The following is a 19,363-nucleotide window of genomic DNA, read 5'->3' on the forward strand; positions in this document are numbered from 1 at the left end:
CTCCAAACCCGTCATGTGGTGCTGTACAGAGCTACTTTGTCTTGGTAACACCTATTTGCTCCTCGCACCTCAAAGACCGGGCTTAACCGCCCGGTCTTTTCTCTTTTATCCTGAACTAGAGCGTTCTAGGGTAACAACCAGTCACGCGGTTAGGTTGAACGGTCATAACCGCTCCGCGCTCCCGGCAGACAGGAGCTGGATGAATGTGGAATTACGTCGATATTTGGGGTATGTTTATATAAATATGATCTCCGGGAGCCATCATCGTTTGAGAGACTCGGCGGCACACATTAACCTTTGAGGAGGCAAGCAGGCAAATATGACTCCATCCGTGAACCTGGACTTGAATGGCCGCAACGACTTGACCTACACCATCACGACTCAGGGGGCTACATACCAAAACGATGCGATCGAGGCCTCCGTTATTATCGACATCCTTGTGGGATTTGAAACCGAACCCGATGACTTTATCGTCATCGAGCCAAGCGCCCCGATTGAGGGAAGCGTCTATATGCAGGCTGCGCCGTCTCCCGACTCCCGCAACGGGATCGACGTAGAACTGCGTCTGGAGTTGTCCGACGGAACCTTCAACCACTACAGTTATTCGACGACGGACAAGGATGAAGCCATTCGGCTGTTGCTCGATTATTGGGGCCGGCAGCGCTTGCCCGACTGGACGAACTGGACGGACATCACGGATCAGTTCTGACTCCGGGGGGCTTCTTGCCGGCCTATGCTGCCACGCCCCGCTCTGCGGGCCGCTGCGCGCAGCGGTATTAGCAGAAGGATAGACGTGACCAAGGCGGTTGCCTGGAAGACGGCGGATCCGAGCAAGCTATGCGACACCGCATGCGCGAATGGCTGCCCGGAGCCTTGGCCGGCATGAAAGGTTGTGTTAAAAACGGTGACGAGAATCGCGAGGCCCAGCGAGGCGCCGCTCTGATGCGCCACGTTGATCAGTCCCGAGGCCGCGCCGGCATCGCGAGCGTCGACGTTCGTGAGCCCAAGCGCGGTGAGCGGTTGGAACATTAATCCGGACCCGATGCCCATGACGGCCATCAGGAAAAACATTTGCGGGAAATATGCCGTTTGCTCGGCGATCGTCCGGCTCATCCAGAGCGTCCCGATGACCGCCAGCAGCAGGCCGACGATCAATAATATCCGGTTGCCGTACCGGCGAACGAGGCTTTGCATCACGAACATCATGCCGAATTGCGCCGCGGTAAACGGAAGAAAGGCTAAGCCCGCTTCAAGAGAACCGAAGCCAAGCACATTTTGCAAATACTGCGGGATAAAGAAAAAGAGCGAAAAGTTGCCGCCGACCAGCAGAAACCGACCCACATAAGCCCCGGAGCGCTGACGGCTCGCGAACAACCGCAGCGGCACGATCGGCTCGACCGCACGCTTTTCGACAAGCACGAAGGCGGTCAGCGACGCGATCCCGATGCCGAGCCAGATCCATGTCCCCGCCGAATCCCAGCCTTGACCCGCGGCTTGGACAAAGCCGTAAACCAATCCGCTCATGCCGATGACGGACGTCAGCGCCCCCCACAGATCGAACCGTCCGGTCCTCGTCTCCGATTCCGTCACGTGGCGCCACACCAGGTACATTAAAACGATGCCGATGGGAACATTGATAAACATCCCGACGCGCCACGATATAAAATCGGTAAAAAATCCGCCGAGCAACAGACCGACGCCGCCGCCCGCGCCGGCTACCGCGCTGTACATCGCGATCGCCCTCGACCGCTCCTTTTCCTCCGTAAACGTGGCCGACAGCAGAGCCAGCGCAGCCGGCGTGGCCAGCGCGGCCGCAAAGCCTTGAAATGCCCGCGAAACAAGCAACACTTCGGCAGTCGGCGCCAGACCGGCGAGCAGCGACGTCAGCGTAAAAAGCCCGATCCCCGCGCCGAGCATCCTTCTGCGGCCCAGCAGGTCTCCGGCCCGGGCGCCAAGCAGCAGAAAGCCGCCGAAGGCTAAAATATAGCTGTTCTGAACCCATGTCAAACTGACGGTCGACATATGAAGCGAGCGGCCGATCTCGGGGATCGACGTCACCATGACGGAGGCGTCCAGCACGACAAGCAGCTGACACGCGATAATGATCGTTAAAATAATGCCTTTCGATTGCAGCATGCAGGCAAGTTCCTTTCCGCGTTAGAATGTGTGACTCTGATCCGTATTATGAATCGAATCGGAGGCGGGAAGTAGACCTTTCCTGCTTGAAAATTGCCTAAAGCTGCAATATGATACTTGAAAGAGTGAAGGAGGTCGAGCGAAATGCCGGAGTCGGGATCGGATGCGGGCGGGACGCAAGACAAGCCGGTATCCATTCATAAGAAGGCGTTGGGCCAGCTTCTGGCCTTTACCGAACGATTTTCGTTGGCAGAAGGACGTACGTCGACCGTCGTGCCGTACTTATCCATCGTGAAGCGCAGCCGGGAAACGGAGTGCATCCCGGGCGTTTTGACGCCTTCTTTTTGTCTGATCCTTCAAGGCGGGAAGAAGCTGTATCTGGGACAGGAGGTATACCGTTATGGAGCGGGCGATTATCTGGCGTCGCTGATTGACATCCCCGCCTCCGCGCAAGTCGTGGGGGCGACGGAGCGCTCGCCGTATATCGGGCTGCGCATCGACTTTACGACGCAGGAGATCGCATCCGTGGTGATGGAGGCGGGGATCGACGCGGAATCCTGGGAGAAAGGCTTGAGCAAGGGCGCTTTTGTCGGGAAGTCGGATGCGGAGCTGCTGGACATCTTTTCGCGGCTTCTGAAGCTGCTCGACAAGCCGAGCGACGCTCGTTTTCTGTCCGAGCTGCTCAAGCGGGAAATGATTTTTCATTTGCTGTCGGGCGATAACGGCCATCTGTTTTTTCAGAAGGTGCTGTTCGATCAACGGGCGGACGGCGTCGGCAAGGCGATCCAGTGGATCAAAGAAAACTATTCACGCTCGTTCACCGTCGAGGAGCTCGCCAAATCGTGCAACATGAGCGTCTCCGGACTGCATCACAAGTTCAAGGCGATCACGACGATCGGCCCGCTGCAATATCAGAAGCAGCTTCGCCTTCAGGAGGCGCGGCGCCTGATGCTGAGCGGGCCGGTGGGCGCGACGACGGCCGCGCTGGCCGTCGGCTACGAGAGTCCGTCGCAGTTCAATCGGGAATATCGCAGGCTGTTCGGCCTGCCGCCGCTGCAGGATATCAAGGCGATGCGCAAGTCGGCCGTCCCATGGACCGGAGCCGCTGCGGTAGATTAAAGAAAGCATCGTGCGGGGGCGATCGAACTTAAAACGGTTAGACCGAGGGAGGCGCCGCGCTCGATCTGCGCTCGATCAAGGCGGTAGCGACGGAGATATTCATGCCGCCTTCGGACGGCGAATCGCCAAGCAAGGTCGCTAGCCGGACGGCGCTGCGCACCATCTTTTCTTTGTCTACGCGAACGGTTGTCAGCTCGGGCGATACGATGACCGCTTCGGCGATATCGTCGAAGCCGACGACGGATACATCTTCGGGAACCCGGATGCCAAGCTCCGCAAGCGACTTCATGACGCCGATCGCGATAAAATCGCTCTCGCAGAATATGGCCGTCGGCAGCGGCTTTCCGTCGTTCCGCAACTTTGCGATTTTGTTCTGAAATGCGGCTTGCGCCGCGGGCACCATCGGGTCGACGGAATACTCATGGTCGGCCGCCACGACGACCGACCATTCCCGCATCGCTTCCTCGAAGCCCCTCCGGCGCGCGTCGAAGTTCGGGATGCGGACGTCCGACGCGGCGTAGCCGATCGTCCGATGTCCGGACCGGCACAGCCAGGTCCCGGCCTGATATCCCCCCAGCACGTTGTTCGTGTATACGAACGGGATGGAAAGCGTCTCGAAGCAAGTGTCCAGGACGATCAGCTTCGGCAGCCGCTCCGCGATGCGGGTTAACGTCTCTTTATCCAGATTGGTGCCAAGCAAAATGACGCCTCGTTCCGCGTGCATCTCCGCAATGGCCCGGAGATCGTCTTCAAAGCGCGCCATATCGATAGCCGAGATGAGCAGCGAAAAGCCGCCGGCGCGCGACCCTTGCTCGAGAAAATGTATGAGCTCGCGAAAAAAAGGCTGCCGGTCATACTGAGAAGTGACGATGCCGGCGTTCGCGATGACCAAAAACAGCAGCGATGGCGCCGCTTCTTCCGCAGGCGCATTCGCAGCCGTCGCAGCTTCCTGCGCGGGAGCGCTCCTTCGGGGCGTATAACCCGCTTTTTTTGCGACGCTCAAAATGCGCGTTCGCGTCTCTTCCCCGATCCCCGGTTTGCCGCTGAACGCAAGGGAAACGGCAGCTTTGGAAACGCCCGCCAGCCTCGCGATATCCTCCATCTTCACGAACATTGCTCCTCGAAAATTGTTGAGTTTAGTTTAAGCGGTTTAGGCGATGGTGACAAGTTTATTGTTATGAGTTTAGTTTTATTTAGAACAATTCAGTTTAATGGCCTTATTTTAGCGCTTTCAGTTTCGTATTGACGCTAAAAACGTATAGTGATACGATAAATTACAATAAAATAAACTAAAAAATATACTTAACAAATTATTTTTGACTTAACAAATCTAAACTTGAACGACATGGAGGAAGGAACATGAATTGGCAAGCGATAGACGGAAGAACGGAATACATGATCAACGCGCTCGGACTGGACGAGAAGGCGCCACGCTTTTTCTGGAAGCTGCAATCGGACGAACGAGGCGCAAAGCAATCGGCGTACCGCATTCTGGTCGCCTCATCGCTGGAAGCGCTTGCTAGAGATGATGGGGACATGTGGGATAGCGGCGAGGTCGCTTCGGACCGGACGACACATGTCGTTTACGAGGGCAAGCCGCTCCAATCGGAAGGACGATACTATTGGAAGGTCCGATCCTGGAACCGCCACGCTGTCGCATCGGATTGGAGCGAAGCGTTTTTCTGGACGATGGGCCTTCTTCGTCGCGACGAATGGAAAGGATCCTGGATCGGCGCCAAGGCGCAGCCGAACGTAGCGCTTCAACCGTCGCCTTACGTACGCAAGCCATTCCGGACGAACGGCGCAATCAGCCGGGCGACGGTGTACGCGACTGCGCTCGGTCTGTACGAGCTGCATATCAACGGCCGCCGGATCGGCGATCTGTTCGCACCCGGTTTTACCGATTACGACAAGCGCGTGCAGACGCAAGCCTACGACGTAACGCCGTGGCTAAATGAAGGGGAGAACGTCGTCGGCGCCGTGCTCGGCGACGGCTGGTACGCCGGAACCGTCGGTTTTCTCGGCAACCATGTGTATGGAGAACGTCCATTTTTCCTCCTCCAACTCAATATCGAATACGCCGACGGCAGCCGCGAATCCGTCGAGACCGATGCCGGCTGGCGAACCGCCAGAGGACCGATCGTCTACTCCGACATGATCAAGGGGGAGACGTACGACGCCCGGCTGGAGCTGACGGGATGGGATCAGCCGGATTACGACGATTCGGGCTGGGAGCGGCCCGATGTTCGTGCGGGCTATAACGGCCTGCTGACCGCATCGGTCGAGCCCCCGATCCGCGTGACGCAGGAGATGAAGCCGATCTCGATTCGCAAGACGGAGCAAGGCACTTATATATACGATATGGGGCAAAATATGGTCGGATGGACGGAGCTGCGGGTTCGCGGCGCACGAGGGACCAAAGTGACCTTGAGCCATGCCGAGATGCTAAATCCCGACGGCACGCTTTATTTGGACAATCTGCGGATCGCCGTTCAGCAGGAGCATTACATTTTGAAGGGCGAAGGCGAAGAACGGTACGAGCCGCACTTCACGTTTCACGGCTTCCGCTACGTCGAGTTGATCGGCTATCCGGGCGAGCCGGATCTGGATACGATCGTCGGCAAAGTCGTTCATTCAGACACGCGCCCGACAGGAAGCCTGCGGACCTCCGATCCGATGGTCAACCAATTGATATCGAACATCTCCTGGGGACAGCGGGGCAACTTTCTCTCGGTACCGACCGACTGCCCGCAGCGGGACGAACGGCTAGGGTGGACAGGCGACGCCCAGATTTTCGCGCGGACGGCCTCCTATAACATGGACGTATCCCGGTTTTTCACGAAATTTATGTGGGACATGATCGATTGCCAGCAGCCGTCGGGCGCGTTTACCGACGTGGCGCCGGACGCGGGCTGGATCCGCCACAAGATGTGGAATACGAGGCTAAACTGGTTCGCGCCGGACAATGCCGGATGGGGCGATGCAGGCGTCGTTATTCCATGGACGCTGTATTTGATGTATGGGGATACGCGCATATTGGAAACGCATTACGACGCGATGGTGCGGTGGGTCGAGTACCTGCGGACGAACAGCAAAGGCCTGATCCGTCCCGACTACGCGAACTACGGCGACTGGCTGTCGATCGAAGCGGATACGCCGAACGAGGTGCTGGCGACGGCCTACTTCGCGTACAGCGCCAAGCTGCTGAGCCGAATCGCCGGCGCGCTTGGCCGACGCGACGACGAAGAGACGTATGCGAATCTGCATCGGGCCATCGCGGATGCGTTCCGCCGGGCGTTCGTCGCAGAGGACGGTCGCATTCACGGCGAGACGCAGACGGTGTACGTGCTCGCCCTGCAGTTCGAACTGCTCACCGAACGGCTAAGGGAGCTGGCGATCGGCCATCTCGCTGACAATATCGCTGCCCGCGGCGGCCGGCTATCCACCGGCTTCCTCGGCGTCGGCTACCTGCTGCCCGCGCTGACGGACAACGGAAGGCTGGATGTCGCGTACGGCCTGCTGACGCAGGAAGAGTTCCCGTCCTGGATGTACTCCATCAAGCACGGCGCGACGACGATCTGGGAACGCTGGGACGGCTGGACCGAACACAACGGCTTCCAGACGCCGTCGATGAACTCCTTTAACCATTACTCGCTCGGCTCGGTGGGCGAGTGGATGTACCGCTACATGGGCGGCATCGAGGCCGATCCATCGGCCCCGGGCTTCCGCCGCGCAATCATTCGGCCCCGTCCGGGCGGCCGGATCACGTCGGTCGAAGCTTCCTACGATTCGCTATACGGCACCTACGAATCGGCCTGGACGCTGGACGCGGACGGCGTCTTCAAGCTCCGCGTCACGGTGCCGGCGAACGCGACCGCCATCGTCCATGTTCCGGGCAGCGGCATCGTCGCGGACGGCCGGCCGGCCGAGGCAGGCGAGTCGAGCTTCGAGCTCGGAGCGGGCGCGTACGCGTTCGAGAGCCGGTTGGGAGAGTAAGGCGATGCCAGCCGTTCCCTGTCTTCGAACCTCTTGAAGGCGGGTCGAAGGGAATGGTATAAAGAGAAGACATTCAAGAGCAGTCGAGTTCGAGAGAGGGAGAAGATTTTATGGGAACGAACGCCGGTCGATGGATCATCGGGAGGGTTCGGGCCTGGTTCTCCCAGATCCGAACGACGCTGCTCTTTAGCTATTTTATCGTCATCCTGCTGTGCATCGCGCTCGTCGGCACGGCTTCCTTTTATATTTCCTATCAGACAATGGCCGCTCGGATCGAATCCGCGGGCTCTCAGATCGTCGGACAGATCGAGAACAACATCGATAACGACTTCCACAGCAAACGCAATCTGCTGCTTGCCCCCTATTACGACCAGCAGTATATCGACGGCATCAACGCTTACGCCGAGATGAGCGAGCAGCAGAAGTTTCTGTTTCGCCAAAATCTCGTGAACCTATATTTGAAGAGCTTCAACGCCACGCCGATCCGCGGCTTCAGCCGTTTTCAGATCTATTACAGCAACGGCGAGCTGCTGGGCGCTTCCGACGACTTCAAGCCTCCCGCCGAAGCGAAAATCCGCAATGCCGACTGGTTCCTGCGCACGATCGCGGCCGACGGCGGCGTGTACTTCATGGGACGCGGCGAAGGCGACGGCAGCATCGACGCGGACAACACCTCGTATGCGTCGTCTATTCTGATCCGGGACTTTTCCAATCCCGAGCGATTCATCGTCGTTCGCGTCGAATACAACGACGAGCTGTTCCGCACGATCGGACAGAGCGACGATCTGTCGGCCGGCAGCCGAATCGTCGTCTTCGATCAGAACGACAAGACCGTATATGCCTCCGGCACCTTGCCGGGCCCTGCGCCGGCAACCGAACTCGTCGCGCGGGCGACCGGTTCGAAGGGCAAGTTCTGGTTCAACAGCGATAGGGGAGACATGCTCGCCTCCTATACCCGATCGAATTATACGAACTGGAAGATTGTGCTCGTCATGCCGCGAAGCGAAATTTTCGGTCCGCTCGACCGCATCAAGACGACCGTGCTTTATACGGCACTGGTCGCATTCGCATTTACCTTCCTGTTGTCCGTCCTGTTCGGAAGAGTCATCACGAAGCCGATTCTCAATTTGTACAAGACAGTTAACAGGCTGAAGCGAGGAGACTTCTCCGAGCGCGTGGCGGTCGGACCGAACAACGAGATCGGTCGGATCGCCGCGAACTTCAACGCCATGCAGGACGAGCTGCAGACGCTGATCGAGACGAAGTACGTCAACCAGATCAAGCTTCAGGAGGTAGAGCTCAAGATGCTCTACTCGCAGATTAATCCCCATTTTCTGTACAATACGCTCGACAGCATTCGCGCCATGGCGGACTACTACAAGGTCGGCGAGATCGGCGAGGTCGCGCAGGCACTCGCGGACATGTTCCGCTACAACACGAGGAACCGCGATGAGATCGTGACGCTCCAGGAGGAGCTCGAGCAGATCGACGCCTATATGAAAATACAAGGCATCCGCTTCGACGATAAAATCGTCTACGAGCAGGATATCGAAGCGTCGCTTTACGGTTTTCCCGTGCTCAAAATGACGCTGCAGCCGCTCGTCGAGAACGCCGTCTTCCACGGTATCGAGCGCAAGCGCGGGAAGGGAACGATCCGGATCTCCGCCCGCAGGGAGCCGGACGGCGTCCACCTCGCCGTCACGGACGACGGCGTCGGCATCTCCGAGACGCGTCTCGGCGAGCTCCGGGCGAAGCTGAACTGGCAGCTGCACCGCGAGGAGTGGCCCGATTCGGCTGCCGAAGGCGGCATCGGCGTGCGCAACGTCTATACGCGGTACGCGATCCGCTTCGGAGAGCGCATGTCATTTCGGATCGACAGCCGAAAGGGCGTAGGCACCCGCATCACGCTTGTGCTCCCGATCGACAACGATTTTGCGCTTCCGCAGATAAGGTCGGAATATTCAACATAAACGGTCGATTTCGTGAATGGGAGCCGGGAAAGCGCTTCCCTATAATCAAGTTGTAAGCGATTACGAAATGAAGGGGTTGCTCGAATGAGAAAATCGAGAGCATTGGCATCGGTCATGGTCCTGGCAGTAAGCGCGGCGGCGCTGGCCGCTTGCGGCGGCGGCAGCGGCAACAATCATGCAGGCGGCGCATCGTCCCCGGCAGCAAGCGGCACGTCCGGCGCCAAGCCGGCCAAAGACCCGGTCACGCTGACTTTTGTGATCTCCAATACGGAAGACACGACGGCGTTCACGAAGATCTTCGATGCCTACCAGCAGAAGACGGGCAACAAGGTCGAGCTGCAGGCACTTCCGGGCGGCGACTACGACAATCTGATCAAGACGCGGTTTTCCACGCAAGACTTCCCGGATCTGTTCCTCATGCAGCCGGGGACGAAGCAGTACGTGAAGCTGCGCGCGGACGAGACGCTGCACGAATGGTCGAACGAGGCCGGCGTGTGGGACAACGTCATCGACTCCATCAAGCAGGCGCAGGTACAGGACGACAAGATTTACGGCGTGCCTTACGGATCGACGGGCATGATGGGCGTGTTCTACAACAAGGATGTTTTCGCTAAGGCCGGCGTCACCCCGCCGAAGAACTACGCGGACCTCGTCGAGATCGCGAAGAAGATCAAGGCAGCCGGCGTGACGCCGTTCTACGAGGGCGTCAAGGATGCATGGCCGCCTCAAATCTTCTATTTCACGGGCTGGGTGACGCAGGTCGATCCGGCGATCGGCGGCGAAGGCGTGGCGAAGCTTAATTCGAACGAATTGAAACTGTCCGACATCGCGGAGCTGAAGGATCTGTTCGCGAAGCAGAAAGAATTGAAGGCGCTCGGCCTGTACCAAGACAACGTCATGTCGGGCACGTACGACGAGCTGCAAAACGAGTTCGGCGAAGGCAAGGTCGGGATGACGTTCATGCTGGACGGCGTCATCGCCCAGCTCGAGAAGAAGTTCGGCAAGGACTTTGTCGCGAAGAGCGTCGGCTTCTTCCCGTTCCCTTCCGCGACCGACACGGGCACGGCGATGATCACGCCGCCGAACCAGCTGATGGTGCCGGACAAGGCGAAGCACGCGGCGGAGGCGATCGAGCTCGTGAAGTTCATGCTCCAGCCGGAAAACGTCGACCTGTTCTACGCGAACAAGCCGGGAATCCCGATTTTCAAGGGAGCCACCAGCGAGCTTTATCCGGTACAGGAGGACGTCAAGAAATACATCGACGAAGGCAAGTCCAAGGTCAACATCCAGAACCGCCTGACGCCGTCCTTCGTGGACTTCTCCAAGACGCTGCAAAACTTCTTCCTCGACGGCAACATCGACAAGGCGATCAAGGAATTCAGCGACAACTACCAGAAAGACGGCAAAGCGAAGGTGCTCCCGGGCTTCTAAGTTTCAAGTCGTCGTAGCGGCAATAACGGCGCGCGGGGGACGGACGTCCCCCCGCCTCCGGCTGAACAAGCCGGGGACGACCGCCCCGGGCGGCCGCCGGGAGCCAAGGAGGAGACCTTATGGAGAGACGAAAATACCCGCTTTATTTTTCCTTCCCCGCTTTGTCCGTATTTCTGCTGTTCTTCATCGCGCCGACCTTGATCGGCGTCTACTACAGCTTCACCGACTGGAACGTCAACGCCGACTCGATTTCGTTTATCGGATTCGACAATTACAAGGCGCTGTTCGGGGAACCGAGACTCGGGAAAGCCTTGTCCAATACACTCATCTTCGCGGCCGCGGTCACGCTGCTCCAGAATGCGGTCGGCCTCGGGCTCGCGCTGCTCATGAACGAAGCGATCCGCATGCGCAACCTGTTCCGCACGATTTTTTTCATGCCGTACGTCATCGCGCCGATCGTCATCGGCTACGTGTTCCGCGCGATCTACCATCCGGAGCACGGCATCGTGAACGAGGCGCTCGGCTGGATCGGGCTTGGCTCGCTGGGCCAGGATTGGCTGAACGATCCGAAGTGGGCGCTTTTCTCCATCATCGCCACGGACATCTGGCGCGTAGCCGGGTTCGCGATGGTCGTTTACCTGGCGGGCCTGCAGTTCATTCCGAAGGATCTGACCGAAAGCGCTTCGATCGACGGAGCCAGCTACTGGCGCAGGTTCCGGCACATTGTTTTCCCGCTGCTGGCCGCCTCGTTCACGGTTAACGTCCTCTTGTCCGTCATCGGCTCGATGAAGGTGTTCGAGATGGTCATGGTGCTTACCGACGGCGGGCCCGGGTATACGACCGAAGTGTTCTACACCTACATCCGCAGCACGTTCAGCATGGGGCAAATGGGGTATTCGACGGCGATCAACCTGGTGCTGTTCGTCCTCGTGACGGTCGTCGGCGTACCGGTGCTGATGGCCCTGAAGAAGCGGGAGGTGGAGATGTAATGGAGCATCCGGGCCGCAAAACGTTCGTCAGCGCCATTGTCTTCCTCGGCGCGCTGGTCATTCTGGTGCCGTTCTACATGATCCTCGTCAATTCCTTTAAGGGGATACGGGAATCCGCCCTGTTCGGGATGGGGCTTCCGTCGAGTTGGAACTTCGATAACTACAAGGAAGTTTTCGACAAAGGCAACATTCTGAGAGGCTTCAAAAACAGCTTCCTCATCTCGGGTCTCGTCGTCGTCTGCGTGACGCTGTTCGCTTCGATGGCGGCATTCGTCATTCAGCGCCGGGACGACCGGTTCATGAGATCGACGTATCTCCTCTTCATCCTGGGGCTGATCGTCCCCGTATCGATCGTGCCGACGATTCGGCTGATGGGCGAGCTGCACATCCGAGGCACCTATTTCAGCCTCATTATGTATTACACGGCCGTTCTGCTGCCGTTCGCGGTGTTTCTGCTCGTCGGCTTCATGAAGCAGATTCCGCGGGAGCTCGATGAAGCAGCGCTGCTAGAGGGCTGCGGATATTTCCGCTTGTACTGGCGAATTATCCTTCCGCTGCTCGTCACCGTGCTCATCACCGTTACGATTGTCGTCATGGTCTCGGTATGGAACGATTTCTTCGGTCCGTTCTATCTCATGACGGACAGCACCAAATGGACGATCGTCCTGCAGATCTTTAACTTCGTCTCGCTGTACAACACGAATTGGGGCATCGTATTTGCCTTCATGGTCATCGTCATCGCCCCGATTCTGCTCGTGTACTTGCTGCTTCAGCGCTACATCATCGACGGTTTGACGGCGGGCTCGGTCAAGGGCTGAGGGGACATTTTTCGACGAAAGGGGGGCTTGACGACATGCGCAAAGTTCTCGTGGTCGACGACGAGAAGTGGATACGGCGCGGACTCATTCAGCTTATTCCATGGGAACGCTTCGGCCTTACGCTGGCGGGCGAAGCGGCGGACGGGCAGGACGCCTACGAGCTTGCGCTCGAAGAGAAGCCCGCCCTGATGTTCCTCGACATGCGGATGCCGGGGCTCGACGGCAAGCAGCTGCTCGGGAAGCTGCACGCCGAGCTGCCGGAGCTGCTGACGATCGTCGTCAGCGGCTACTCCGACTTCGAATATACGCAGGAGGCGATCCGCCACCGGGCGTTCGATTATTTGCTTAAGCCGGTGAAGAAGGAAGAACTTGCTTCCGTGCTGGAGAAGGCGCTTGCCGAGATCGGGCGGCGGGAAGCGCAGCGGGCGGCCGAGACCGCGACCGGCGACGACAAGGCAGGCGGATGGCTGCGCGAAGCGCTGACGCGGCGCGCGGGCGGCGATATGGCGGAAGGACAGCCGGCGATGCCGCCGCATGGATGGGCGGAAGGAGAATGCGTCGTCTTTGTCGCCCAGGCGGATGCTTATAGCGAGGAGCGACCGGACGCGGCGAAAGTTGCCGAAGAGGCGCGCGGGCGGCTCGAGCAGGCGCGTGCCTTCCATCTGGGCGGCGATTGGACGTTCGCGCTGACGCCTGGCGCGGACGGACGTTCCGAGATCGTCGGCGCGATCGGCGCGCGGCGATCGTTCGGCGGCGAACTGGGCCGCGTGCTGGCGGAGATTCGGAGCTTCCTGAGCGAAGCCGCCGGCACGACGTTCAGCCTCGGCGCTGGCATGTCGCCGGGCCTGCGTCCCCGGCAGCTGCAGGATGCTTGCCAAGCGGCGCGGGAGGCGCTCGGCGGACGGAAGCTCGGCGACTCTGGGGCGGTGCGGCTTGCGGGAGAGAACGGGGCGGACGCCTCGGCGGTGCTTTCTTATCCGCATGAGGCGGAAAAAGCCTTTCTTCTCGCGCTTCAGATGGGAGGCGGGGAATCGGCAAGCGAGCTTTTCAGACAGGTGTTCGATCGCATCGCGACGACCGAGGCGACGGTCGACGGAATGCAGCGCAACGCCGTGCTCCTCGTCCACTCCATCGAGAAGCAGCTGCAGTTTTCCGGCTCCAGCCTCGAGCGCGTCAGCGGATGCACGCCGCAGGCTTACTCCGAGATGCTCCGCCAGCGCAACGACCCCATCTCCGCCAGCAAGCTGTTCGAGCGGGAGATTATCCCGGCCATTCTATCGAGCGGCAGCCAGGCGGGGAGCAAGCAGGGCGAACGTCTCGTCAGGGAGATTCAGAAGCTCGTCGAAGCCCACTTCGATCAGCCGCTCTCGCTTCATCAGATCGCCGAGACGCGTTTCGTCAACCCGGATTACTTGAGCCGCTTGTTCAAGAAGACGGTCGGCCATACGTTCGTCGATTACTTGACGGATTACCGGATTCACAAATCGATCGAGCTCATGAAGATTCCCGCTTACAAAAACTACGAAATCGCCAAGATGGTCGGCTACGAGGACTACCGATACTTTAGCCAGATTTTCAAAAAGAAAACGGGCAAAACGATCGGCGAGTACCGGGGCCAAGCCGAATGTGCGAACAGATAAAAGGAGCGAACCTGCGATGACACGACGACTTATACCCGATACGCTGACGCTGGAAGAGAGAGCCGGCCATGCGCTGCACGCGATGGCCGGCATGGCCGATCCGGATTACGGCGGCATCCCGTTTTTCGCGGCGAACCTCATGAACGATCCCGCCAACCTGACGCACGGGGACTGGGACTTTGGCTCCTCTCACGGCCGCATGATCGACGGCATGATTCTCGCGCGGCATATGTCCGGAGAGACGTTCGGCGCGGAGACGGAGCAGCGCTATCGCGACAACTTCATGACCTTCTTCAAAGACGACGGATTGAGTTACCGGCAGGAAAATCCGAACTTCGGCTGGGAGCCGAACGCCAACCTGATCGACCAGCGCGCGGTCATCCTGTCGCTGACGACCTGGTACATGGCGACGGGAGACGCCAAGGTGAAGGAGGCGGCCGACCGCCACGTCGCCGCGCTGAAGCGAATCGCGATCAAGGAGCGCGAGGTGTGGTACTATCCGGCTTCCGAATACAAGGAGGGCGGCTGGCCGTCCGCGAACGCGATGCTGCTTCGCCTCGCGCCCGATCCAGCGGCGTTTTGCGGACGGCTCGTCATGCCGCTGCTGAAGTACCATGAGTTGACGGGCAACCGCGACGCGCTCGAGCTTTGCCAGTTTTTCGTCGCGCTCATCGTGGAGCGCAGCGGCGTGTTCAACAAGGACGGGAGCTTCAACGACGCGCTCGCCTACCGCAGCGGCCACTTCCACACCCGCCTTGGCACGCTTGACGCGATCGCGAGATTCGGCGCCTTCACCGGGGACGCTTCGCTCATCGCGTTCGTAGAGAAGAGCTATGCTTGGGCGCTGACTCAATGCACCGCCTTCGGCTGGACGCCGGGCGACATGAAGGAGCAGGCTTACGAGCACGAGACCTGCTCGCTCGTCGACCTGATCGCCACCGGCATCACGCTCGCGAAGAGCGGCTATACGAAGTATTGGGGCGTCGTGGAGCGCTTCATCCGCAACCACCTGACCGAGTCGCAGCTGCTCGATCTCGACTGGGTGAAGGAGACGGACGATCGTTCGGGGAATGTCGCCGGACGGATCAGCTACACGAACGTGGCCGCCAGCACGCGCGGCGCGTTCGCTGGGTATTCGGCGCCCAACGACTTCTGCTGCGACGTGAACCACGGGCGCGGACATACGAACGACCTGCAAATCTGCTGCCTGGGCTCGGGAACGCGCGGCCTTTATATGGGCTGGAGCAATACGGTGACTTCAGACAAGGATGGCAAGGTGAGCGTCAACTTCCTGCTTAACCGCGGTTCGGCCTGGCTGGACGTCGAGTCGTATTTGCCTCACGAAGGCAAAGTCGTGCTTCGCGTGAACAAGGATCTGCCGTCGCTGCAGGTTCGGATTCCGGAGTGGGCGGGCTTCGCCAAAGTACGCTTCGTCCGGGAGCGGGACGGCGCGGTATCCGAAGGACGAGGCTCGGAGCCGAGCCGCTGGCTGAAGGAAGTGTTTCTGCAGTTGAACGAGGCGTTCGCGGGAGAAACGATCACGATCACGTTCCCGCTATCTGAGCGCACGACGGTGGAGACGGCGATCGGCCAGACGTTCGCGACCGAATGGCGCGGCGACGATGTCGTCGGCATTACGCCGCGCGGCACGAAGCATCCGTTCTATTCGGGACGCAAGGTGTACGACGCGGCGCCGATGCGCGAGGGCGAGCTGCGCAGGCTCGAGCATGAATTCGTATGGTGAGGGAGGGGATCGGACGATGAAAACGGTCGTTGCCGTCTATACGGGCCAAGGCTTGGCCGACCCGCTGAAGAAGGTATTCCAGGAGCTGCTGCCGGACGTCCGGCTGGTCAATATTATCGACGATAGCCTGATCGGCGACGTCGTTAAGGCAGGACATGTGCCGCCGGGCGTTGCCAGAAGGCTCGTGCAATATTATCACAACGGCGAAGAGCTGGGCGCGGACGTCATCCTGAACACCTGCTCGTCCGTCGGAGAGGTGGCGGACGACGCGCGCAAGCTGATCGGCGTGCCGATCGTCAAGATCGACCAGGCAATGGCGGCGAAGGCTGCCGCGGGCTATGACCGAATTGCGGTGCTGGCTACGCTGCCGTCGACGCTCGAGCCGACGATGCGGCTGATCGAGAGACAGGCTTCGGCGGCGGGGCGCGCCGTCACCTTGGTGAACGGCCTGGCCGCTGGCGCGTTCGAGGCGTTAAACGGCGGCAGTCCGGAAGCGCACGACCGGCTCATTCTGGAGACGGCGCTGCGGGTGGCGGGCGATGCGGTCGCGATCGTCCTCGCCCAAGGCTCGATGGCCCGCATGGAGCAGAGGCTGGCCGAAGCGACGGGCAAGCCGGTGCTGTCGAGCCCGCGCCTCGGCGTCGAGCAGGTGCGCGCGGAGCTTGAGCGGCTTGCGCGCGCGGAGGAGGCTGCGCGATGAGCGGCGCCTTGAATGGGCAGTCGGCGGACGCCCCCAAGACGGGGCCTCGAGCATCCGGCAAGGATCGCATCTTCGCCGATTACTTCGTCGAGACGCCATGGCCGCTCGCGCGTGCGGCGGAGGTCATCGCGGGCGAACAGTCGACCGGCACCTTCACCGCCGTGCCGGGGGAGACCCAGGCATTAAAGGAGCGACATGGCGCGAGGATCGAGCAGATCGTGCCGCTGGAGGAAGCTTCGGCGCCGCTGCTCCCGGGCGCCAAGCCGCCCGCCGGCCATGACGGACGCTACCGGCGCGGCAGGATCACCGTATCGTATCCGATCGTCAACTTCGGTCCGTCGATCCCGAACCTGATGAGCGCGATCGCGGGCAACCTGTTCGAGCTTCAGGAGCTGTCGGGCTTGCGGCTGCTCGATATCGAGCTGCCCGACGCCTTCGCCCGGCGCTATCCGGGGCCGAAGTTCGGCCTCGCGGGAACCCGCAGGCTAACCGGCGTGTACGAACGCCCCATCCTCGGCTCGATCGTCAAGCCGAGCGTCGGCTTGTCGGCTCAAGAGCTCGGCAGCCTCGTCTATGAGCTGGCCGTCGCGGGACTCGATTTTATCAAGGACGACGAGCTGAACGCCAACCCGCCGTACTTGCCTCTCGAACAGAAGGTTCGGGCGGTTATGGACGCGATCGAGCGCGCGGCGGACGCGACGGGCAAGAAGACGATGTACGCGTTCAACATTACCGGGGACATCGACGAGATGCGCCGCCATCACGACGCTGTCGTCGAAGCGGGCGGCAACTGCGTTATGGCGAGCGTCATGAGCGTCGGCTTCGCGGGGCTCGCCCACCTGAACGGCTACAGCGAGGTGCCGATCCACGCGCACCGCAATCAATGGGGCATGCTCACCCGCAGTCCGGGGCTCGGCATGGAATTCACAGCCTTCCAGAAGCTGTGCCGGCTGGCGGGGGCGGATCATCTTCACGTGAACGGGCTGAACAGCAAGTTCTACGAGAGCAACGAATCCGTCGCGCGATCGATCCGGGCGTGCGCGACGCCGTTGTTCGGCGGCTACGAGACCGTGCCGGTCGTCTCTTCGGCGCAGTGGGCGGGCTCGGCTCCGCCGACGTACGCGGCCATCCGCAGCGTGGACGTGATGCATCTCGCGGGCGGCGGCATGCTCGCGCATCCGGACGGCCCCGCCGCGGGCTTCGCGAGCATGCGCCAAGGCTGGGAAGCGGCAGCGGCGGGTATCCCGCTCGAGACGTACGCGACAACCCATACCGAGCTCGCCCGAGCGATCGAGAAATACGGAAAGGGCTGAGACGCATGAATGTGCGAGATCGGATCGTTGAGGGAGGGGGCCGCGCCAAGCGGCCCCTGATCGGTTATTACGGAGACGACTTCACCGGATCGACGGACGTGCTTGAGGCGCTTTTCCGGCAGGGGCTGCGGACGATGCTGTTCCTGGATCCGCCGGATTCAGAGGCGGATCCAGGAACGGGGAGGAGCGAGCTGCTCGCCGGGCTCGACGCGTTCGGCATCGCCGGCGTCGGCCGCTCGCTCTCGCCGGAAGAGATGGCACGCGAGCTGCCGCCGATCTTCGAGCGCTTGAAGCAGGCCGGTCCGGCCGTCGTGCATTATAAAATCTGCTCCACCTTCGATTCGTCGCCGGAGACGGGGAGCATCGGCAAAGCCGCGGAGCTTGGACGCGTCGTATTCGGCGGGCGTTTCGTTCCGGTGCTTGCCGGCGTGCCCTATCTCGGACGTTATACGGTATTCGGCCATCACTTCGCGGCGGCGCCGGGCGCGGGGGTCTTTCGGCTGGACCGCCATCCGACGATGTCGCGGCATCCGGTCACGCCGATGGGTGAGTCCGACTTGCGCCTTCATCTGGCGAGACAGACTTCGCTTAAGGCTTCCTTGCTGGATATCGTCGCGCTGGACGGCGAAGCAGCCGAAGCGGGCGAACGGCTTGAGCGGGTCCTCTCCGAAGAGAGCCCCGATCTCCTGCTGTTCGACGTACTCGACGAGAAGCGGATGGCCGTTGCAGGGGCGTTGATCTGGCAAGAGGCGCTGCAACAGGAGAGCCCGCTGTTCGTGATCGGCTCGTCGGGCGTGGAGTACGCGCTTGGGGCGGCTTGGCGGGCGGCTGGCGCGCTGCCGGCCGCGGGCAACAAGGAGCGGCTGGGCGAAAACGCGCAACAGGCGGCCGTAGAAGCGAACGCGGGCGATGTGGGAGCATCCGTCGCCGGCGCCGCGAAGCCAGTCGATCGCCTGCTCGTCGTGTCGGGCAGCTGCTCGCCCGCGACCGCGAAGCAGATCGCCGAAGCCGAAGCAGACGGCTTCGCGTCCATTCGCATTCCGACGCTCGCGCTGATCGATCCAGAGCGAGCGGAGGAAGCGAGGGCGCAGCTGCTCTCGGAGGCGAAGGCGCTGCTGGACGAGGGCCGCAGCGTAATCTTGTATTCGGCCGGCGGACCGGACGATCCGGCCATCGGCGAGCTGCGGCAGGCGTTGACGGAGCAGGGGCGGCGCCCGGAGGACAGCAGCCGGCTGCTCGGCGCGGAGCTTGGCGGGCTCGCCCGCGCGCTGGCCTTCGAGACGGGCCTAACTCGCATTCTCGTCGCGGGCGGCGATACGTCCGGCTACGTCGCACGGGCGCTCGGCATTTATGCGCTCGAGTGCCGCCAGACGCTGGCGCCGGGCGTTCCGTTGTGCCGCGCGTACGCGGACGATGCGCGGCTCGACGGGCTCGAGCTCGTACTCAAAGGCGGACAGGTCGGAGGAGAACGGTTTTTTGAACGCGTAAGGAGAGGCGGCACATGAGC

The 19,363-nt window shown here is 60.8% G+C and carries 14 protein-coding genes; 12 read left to right on the forward strand and 2 right to left on the reverse strand.

Translation table 11 applies throughout. The features are described 5' to 3' along the window. Positions 1-319: 319 nt before the first annotated feature. Positions 320-709 carry a hypothetical protein gene (locus KVT38_RS14465; protein WP_217594432.1) on the forward strand — a complete coding sequence of 130 codons (390 nt, stop codon included), beginning with the start codon at positions 320-322 and terminating at the stop codon, positions 707-709. On the opposite strand, the gene KVT38_RS14470 is transcribed toward KVT38_RS14465, so the two are convergent. Beyond that, positions 700-2,136 (reverse strand): MFS transporter, encoded by a 1,437-nt coding sequence (locus tag KVT38_RS14470; protein ID WP_217594433.1) that lies wholly within the window; start codon positions 2,134-2,136, stop codon positions 700-702. The genes KVT38_RS14465 and KVT38_RS14470 overlap by 10 nt on opposite strands. 144 nt (positions 2,137-2,280) lie before the next feature. On the opposite strand from KVT38_RS14470, the gene KVT38_RS14475 reads away from it, so the two are divergent. Then, a complete protein-coding gene (locus KVT38_RS14475; protein ID WP_217594434.1) occupies positions 2,281-3,255 on the forward strand; it encodes an AraC family transcriptional regulator in 975 nt (324 codons plus the stop codon). Positions 3,256-3,292: 37 nt separating this feature from the next. On the opposite strand, the gene KVT38_RS14480 is transcribed toward KVT38_RS14475, so the two are convergent. Further along, positions 3,293-4,369 (reverse strand): LacI family DNA-binding transcriptional regulator, encoded by a 1,077-nt coding sequence (locus KVT38_RS14480; protein WP_254639229.1) that lies wholly within the window; start codon positions 4,367-4,369, stop codon positions 3,293-3,295. A gap of 245 nt (positions 4,370-4,614) precedes the next feature. Here KVT38_RS14480 and KVT38_RS14485 point away from each other — a divergent pair, with 245 nt between their 5' ends. From KVT38_RS14485 to KVT38_RS14530, 10 genes are all read left to right on the forward strand, one after another. Further along, positions 4,615-7,251, forward strand: a complete 2,637-nt coding sequence (locus KVT38_RS14485) for a glycoside hydrolase family 78 protein (RefSeq protein WP_217594436.1) — start codon at positions 4,615-4,617, stop codon at positions 7,249-7,251. Between the two features lie 110 nt (positions 7,252-7,361). Beyond that, positions 7,362-9,221: a cache domain-containing sensor histidine kinase gene (locus KVT38_RS14490; protein ID WP_217594437.1), complete on the forward strand. Its 1,860-nt coding sequence runs from the start codon at positions 7,362-7,364 to the stop codon at positions 9,219-9,221. A gap of 84 nt (positions 9,222-9,305) precedes the next feature. Beyond that, positions 9,306-10,652: an ABC transporter substrate-binding protein gene (locus KVT38_RS14495; protein WP_217594438.1), complete on the forward strand. Its 1,347-nt coding sequence runs from the start codon at positions 9,306-9,308 to the stop codon at positions 10,650-10,652. A 119-nt stretch (positions 10,653-10,771) separates the two neighbouring features. Beyond that, positions 10,772-11,641 (forward strand): carbohydrate ABC transporter permease, encoded by an 870-nt coding sequence (locus tag KVT38_RS14500; RefSeq protein ID WP_217594439.1) that lies wholly within the window; start codon positions 10,772-10,774, stop codon positions 11,639-11,641. After that, positions 11,641-12,459, forward strand: a complete 819-nt coding sequence (locus KVT38_RS14505) for a carbohydrate ABC transporter permease (RefSeq protein WP_217594440.1) — start codon at positions 11,641-11,643, stop codon at positions 12,457-12,459. Before KVT38_RS14500 ends, KVT38_RS14505 begins: the two co-directional genes overlap by 1 nt. Before the next feature lie 35 nt (positions 12,460-12,494). Next, positions 12,495-14,099 carry a response regulator gene (locus tag KVT38_RS14510; RefSeq protein ID WP_217594441.1) on the forward strand — a complete coding sequence of 535 codons (1,605 nt, stop codon included), beginning with the start codon at positions 12,495-12,497 and terminating at the stop codon, positions 14,097-14,099. A 16-nt stretch (positions 14,100-14,115) separates the two neighbouring features. Further along, the gene (locus KVT38_RS14515; RefSeq protein ID WP_217594442.1) at positions 14,116-15,843 is read left to right on the forward strand and encodes a glycoside hydrolase family 127 protein; all 1,728 of its coding nucleotides are present in this window, start codon (positions 14,116-14,118) and stop codon (positions 15,841-15,843) included. 16 nt (positions 15,844-15,859) lie between these two features. Then, positions 15,860-16,543, forward strand: a complete 684-nt coding sequence (locus KVT38_RS14520) for an aspartate/glutamate racemase family protein (RefSeq protein ID WP_217594443.1) — start codon at positions 15,860-15,862, stop codon at positions 16,541-16,543. Further along, positions 16,540-17,856: a ribulose-bisphosphate carboxylase large subunit family protein gene (locus KVT38_RS14525; RefSeq protein WP_217594444.1), complete on the forward strand. Its 1,317-nt coding sequence runs from the start codon at positions 16,540-16,542 to the stop codon at positions 17,854-17,856. Before KVT38_RS14520 ends, KVT38_RS14525 begins: the two co-directional genes overlap by 4 nt. Positions 17,857-17,861: 5 nt before the next feature. Beyond that, the gene (locus KVT38_RS14530) at positions 17,862-19,361 is read left to right on the forward strand and encodes a four-carbon acid sugar kinase family protein (RefSeq protein ID WP_217594445.1); all 1,500 of its coding nucleotides are present in this window, start codon (positions 17,862-17,864) and stop codon (positions 19,359-19,361) included. Positions 19,362-19,363: the final 2 nt, after the last annotated feature.

Origin of the sequence: Cohnella sp. GbtcB17, from assembly GCF_019091135.1 — a bacterium.
Lineage (GTDB): Bacteria > Bacillota > Bacilli > Paenibacillales > Paenibacillaceae > Cohnella.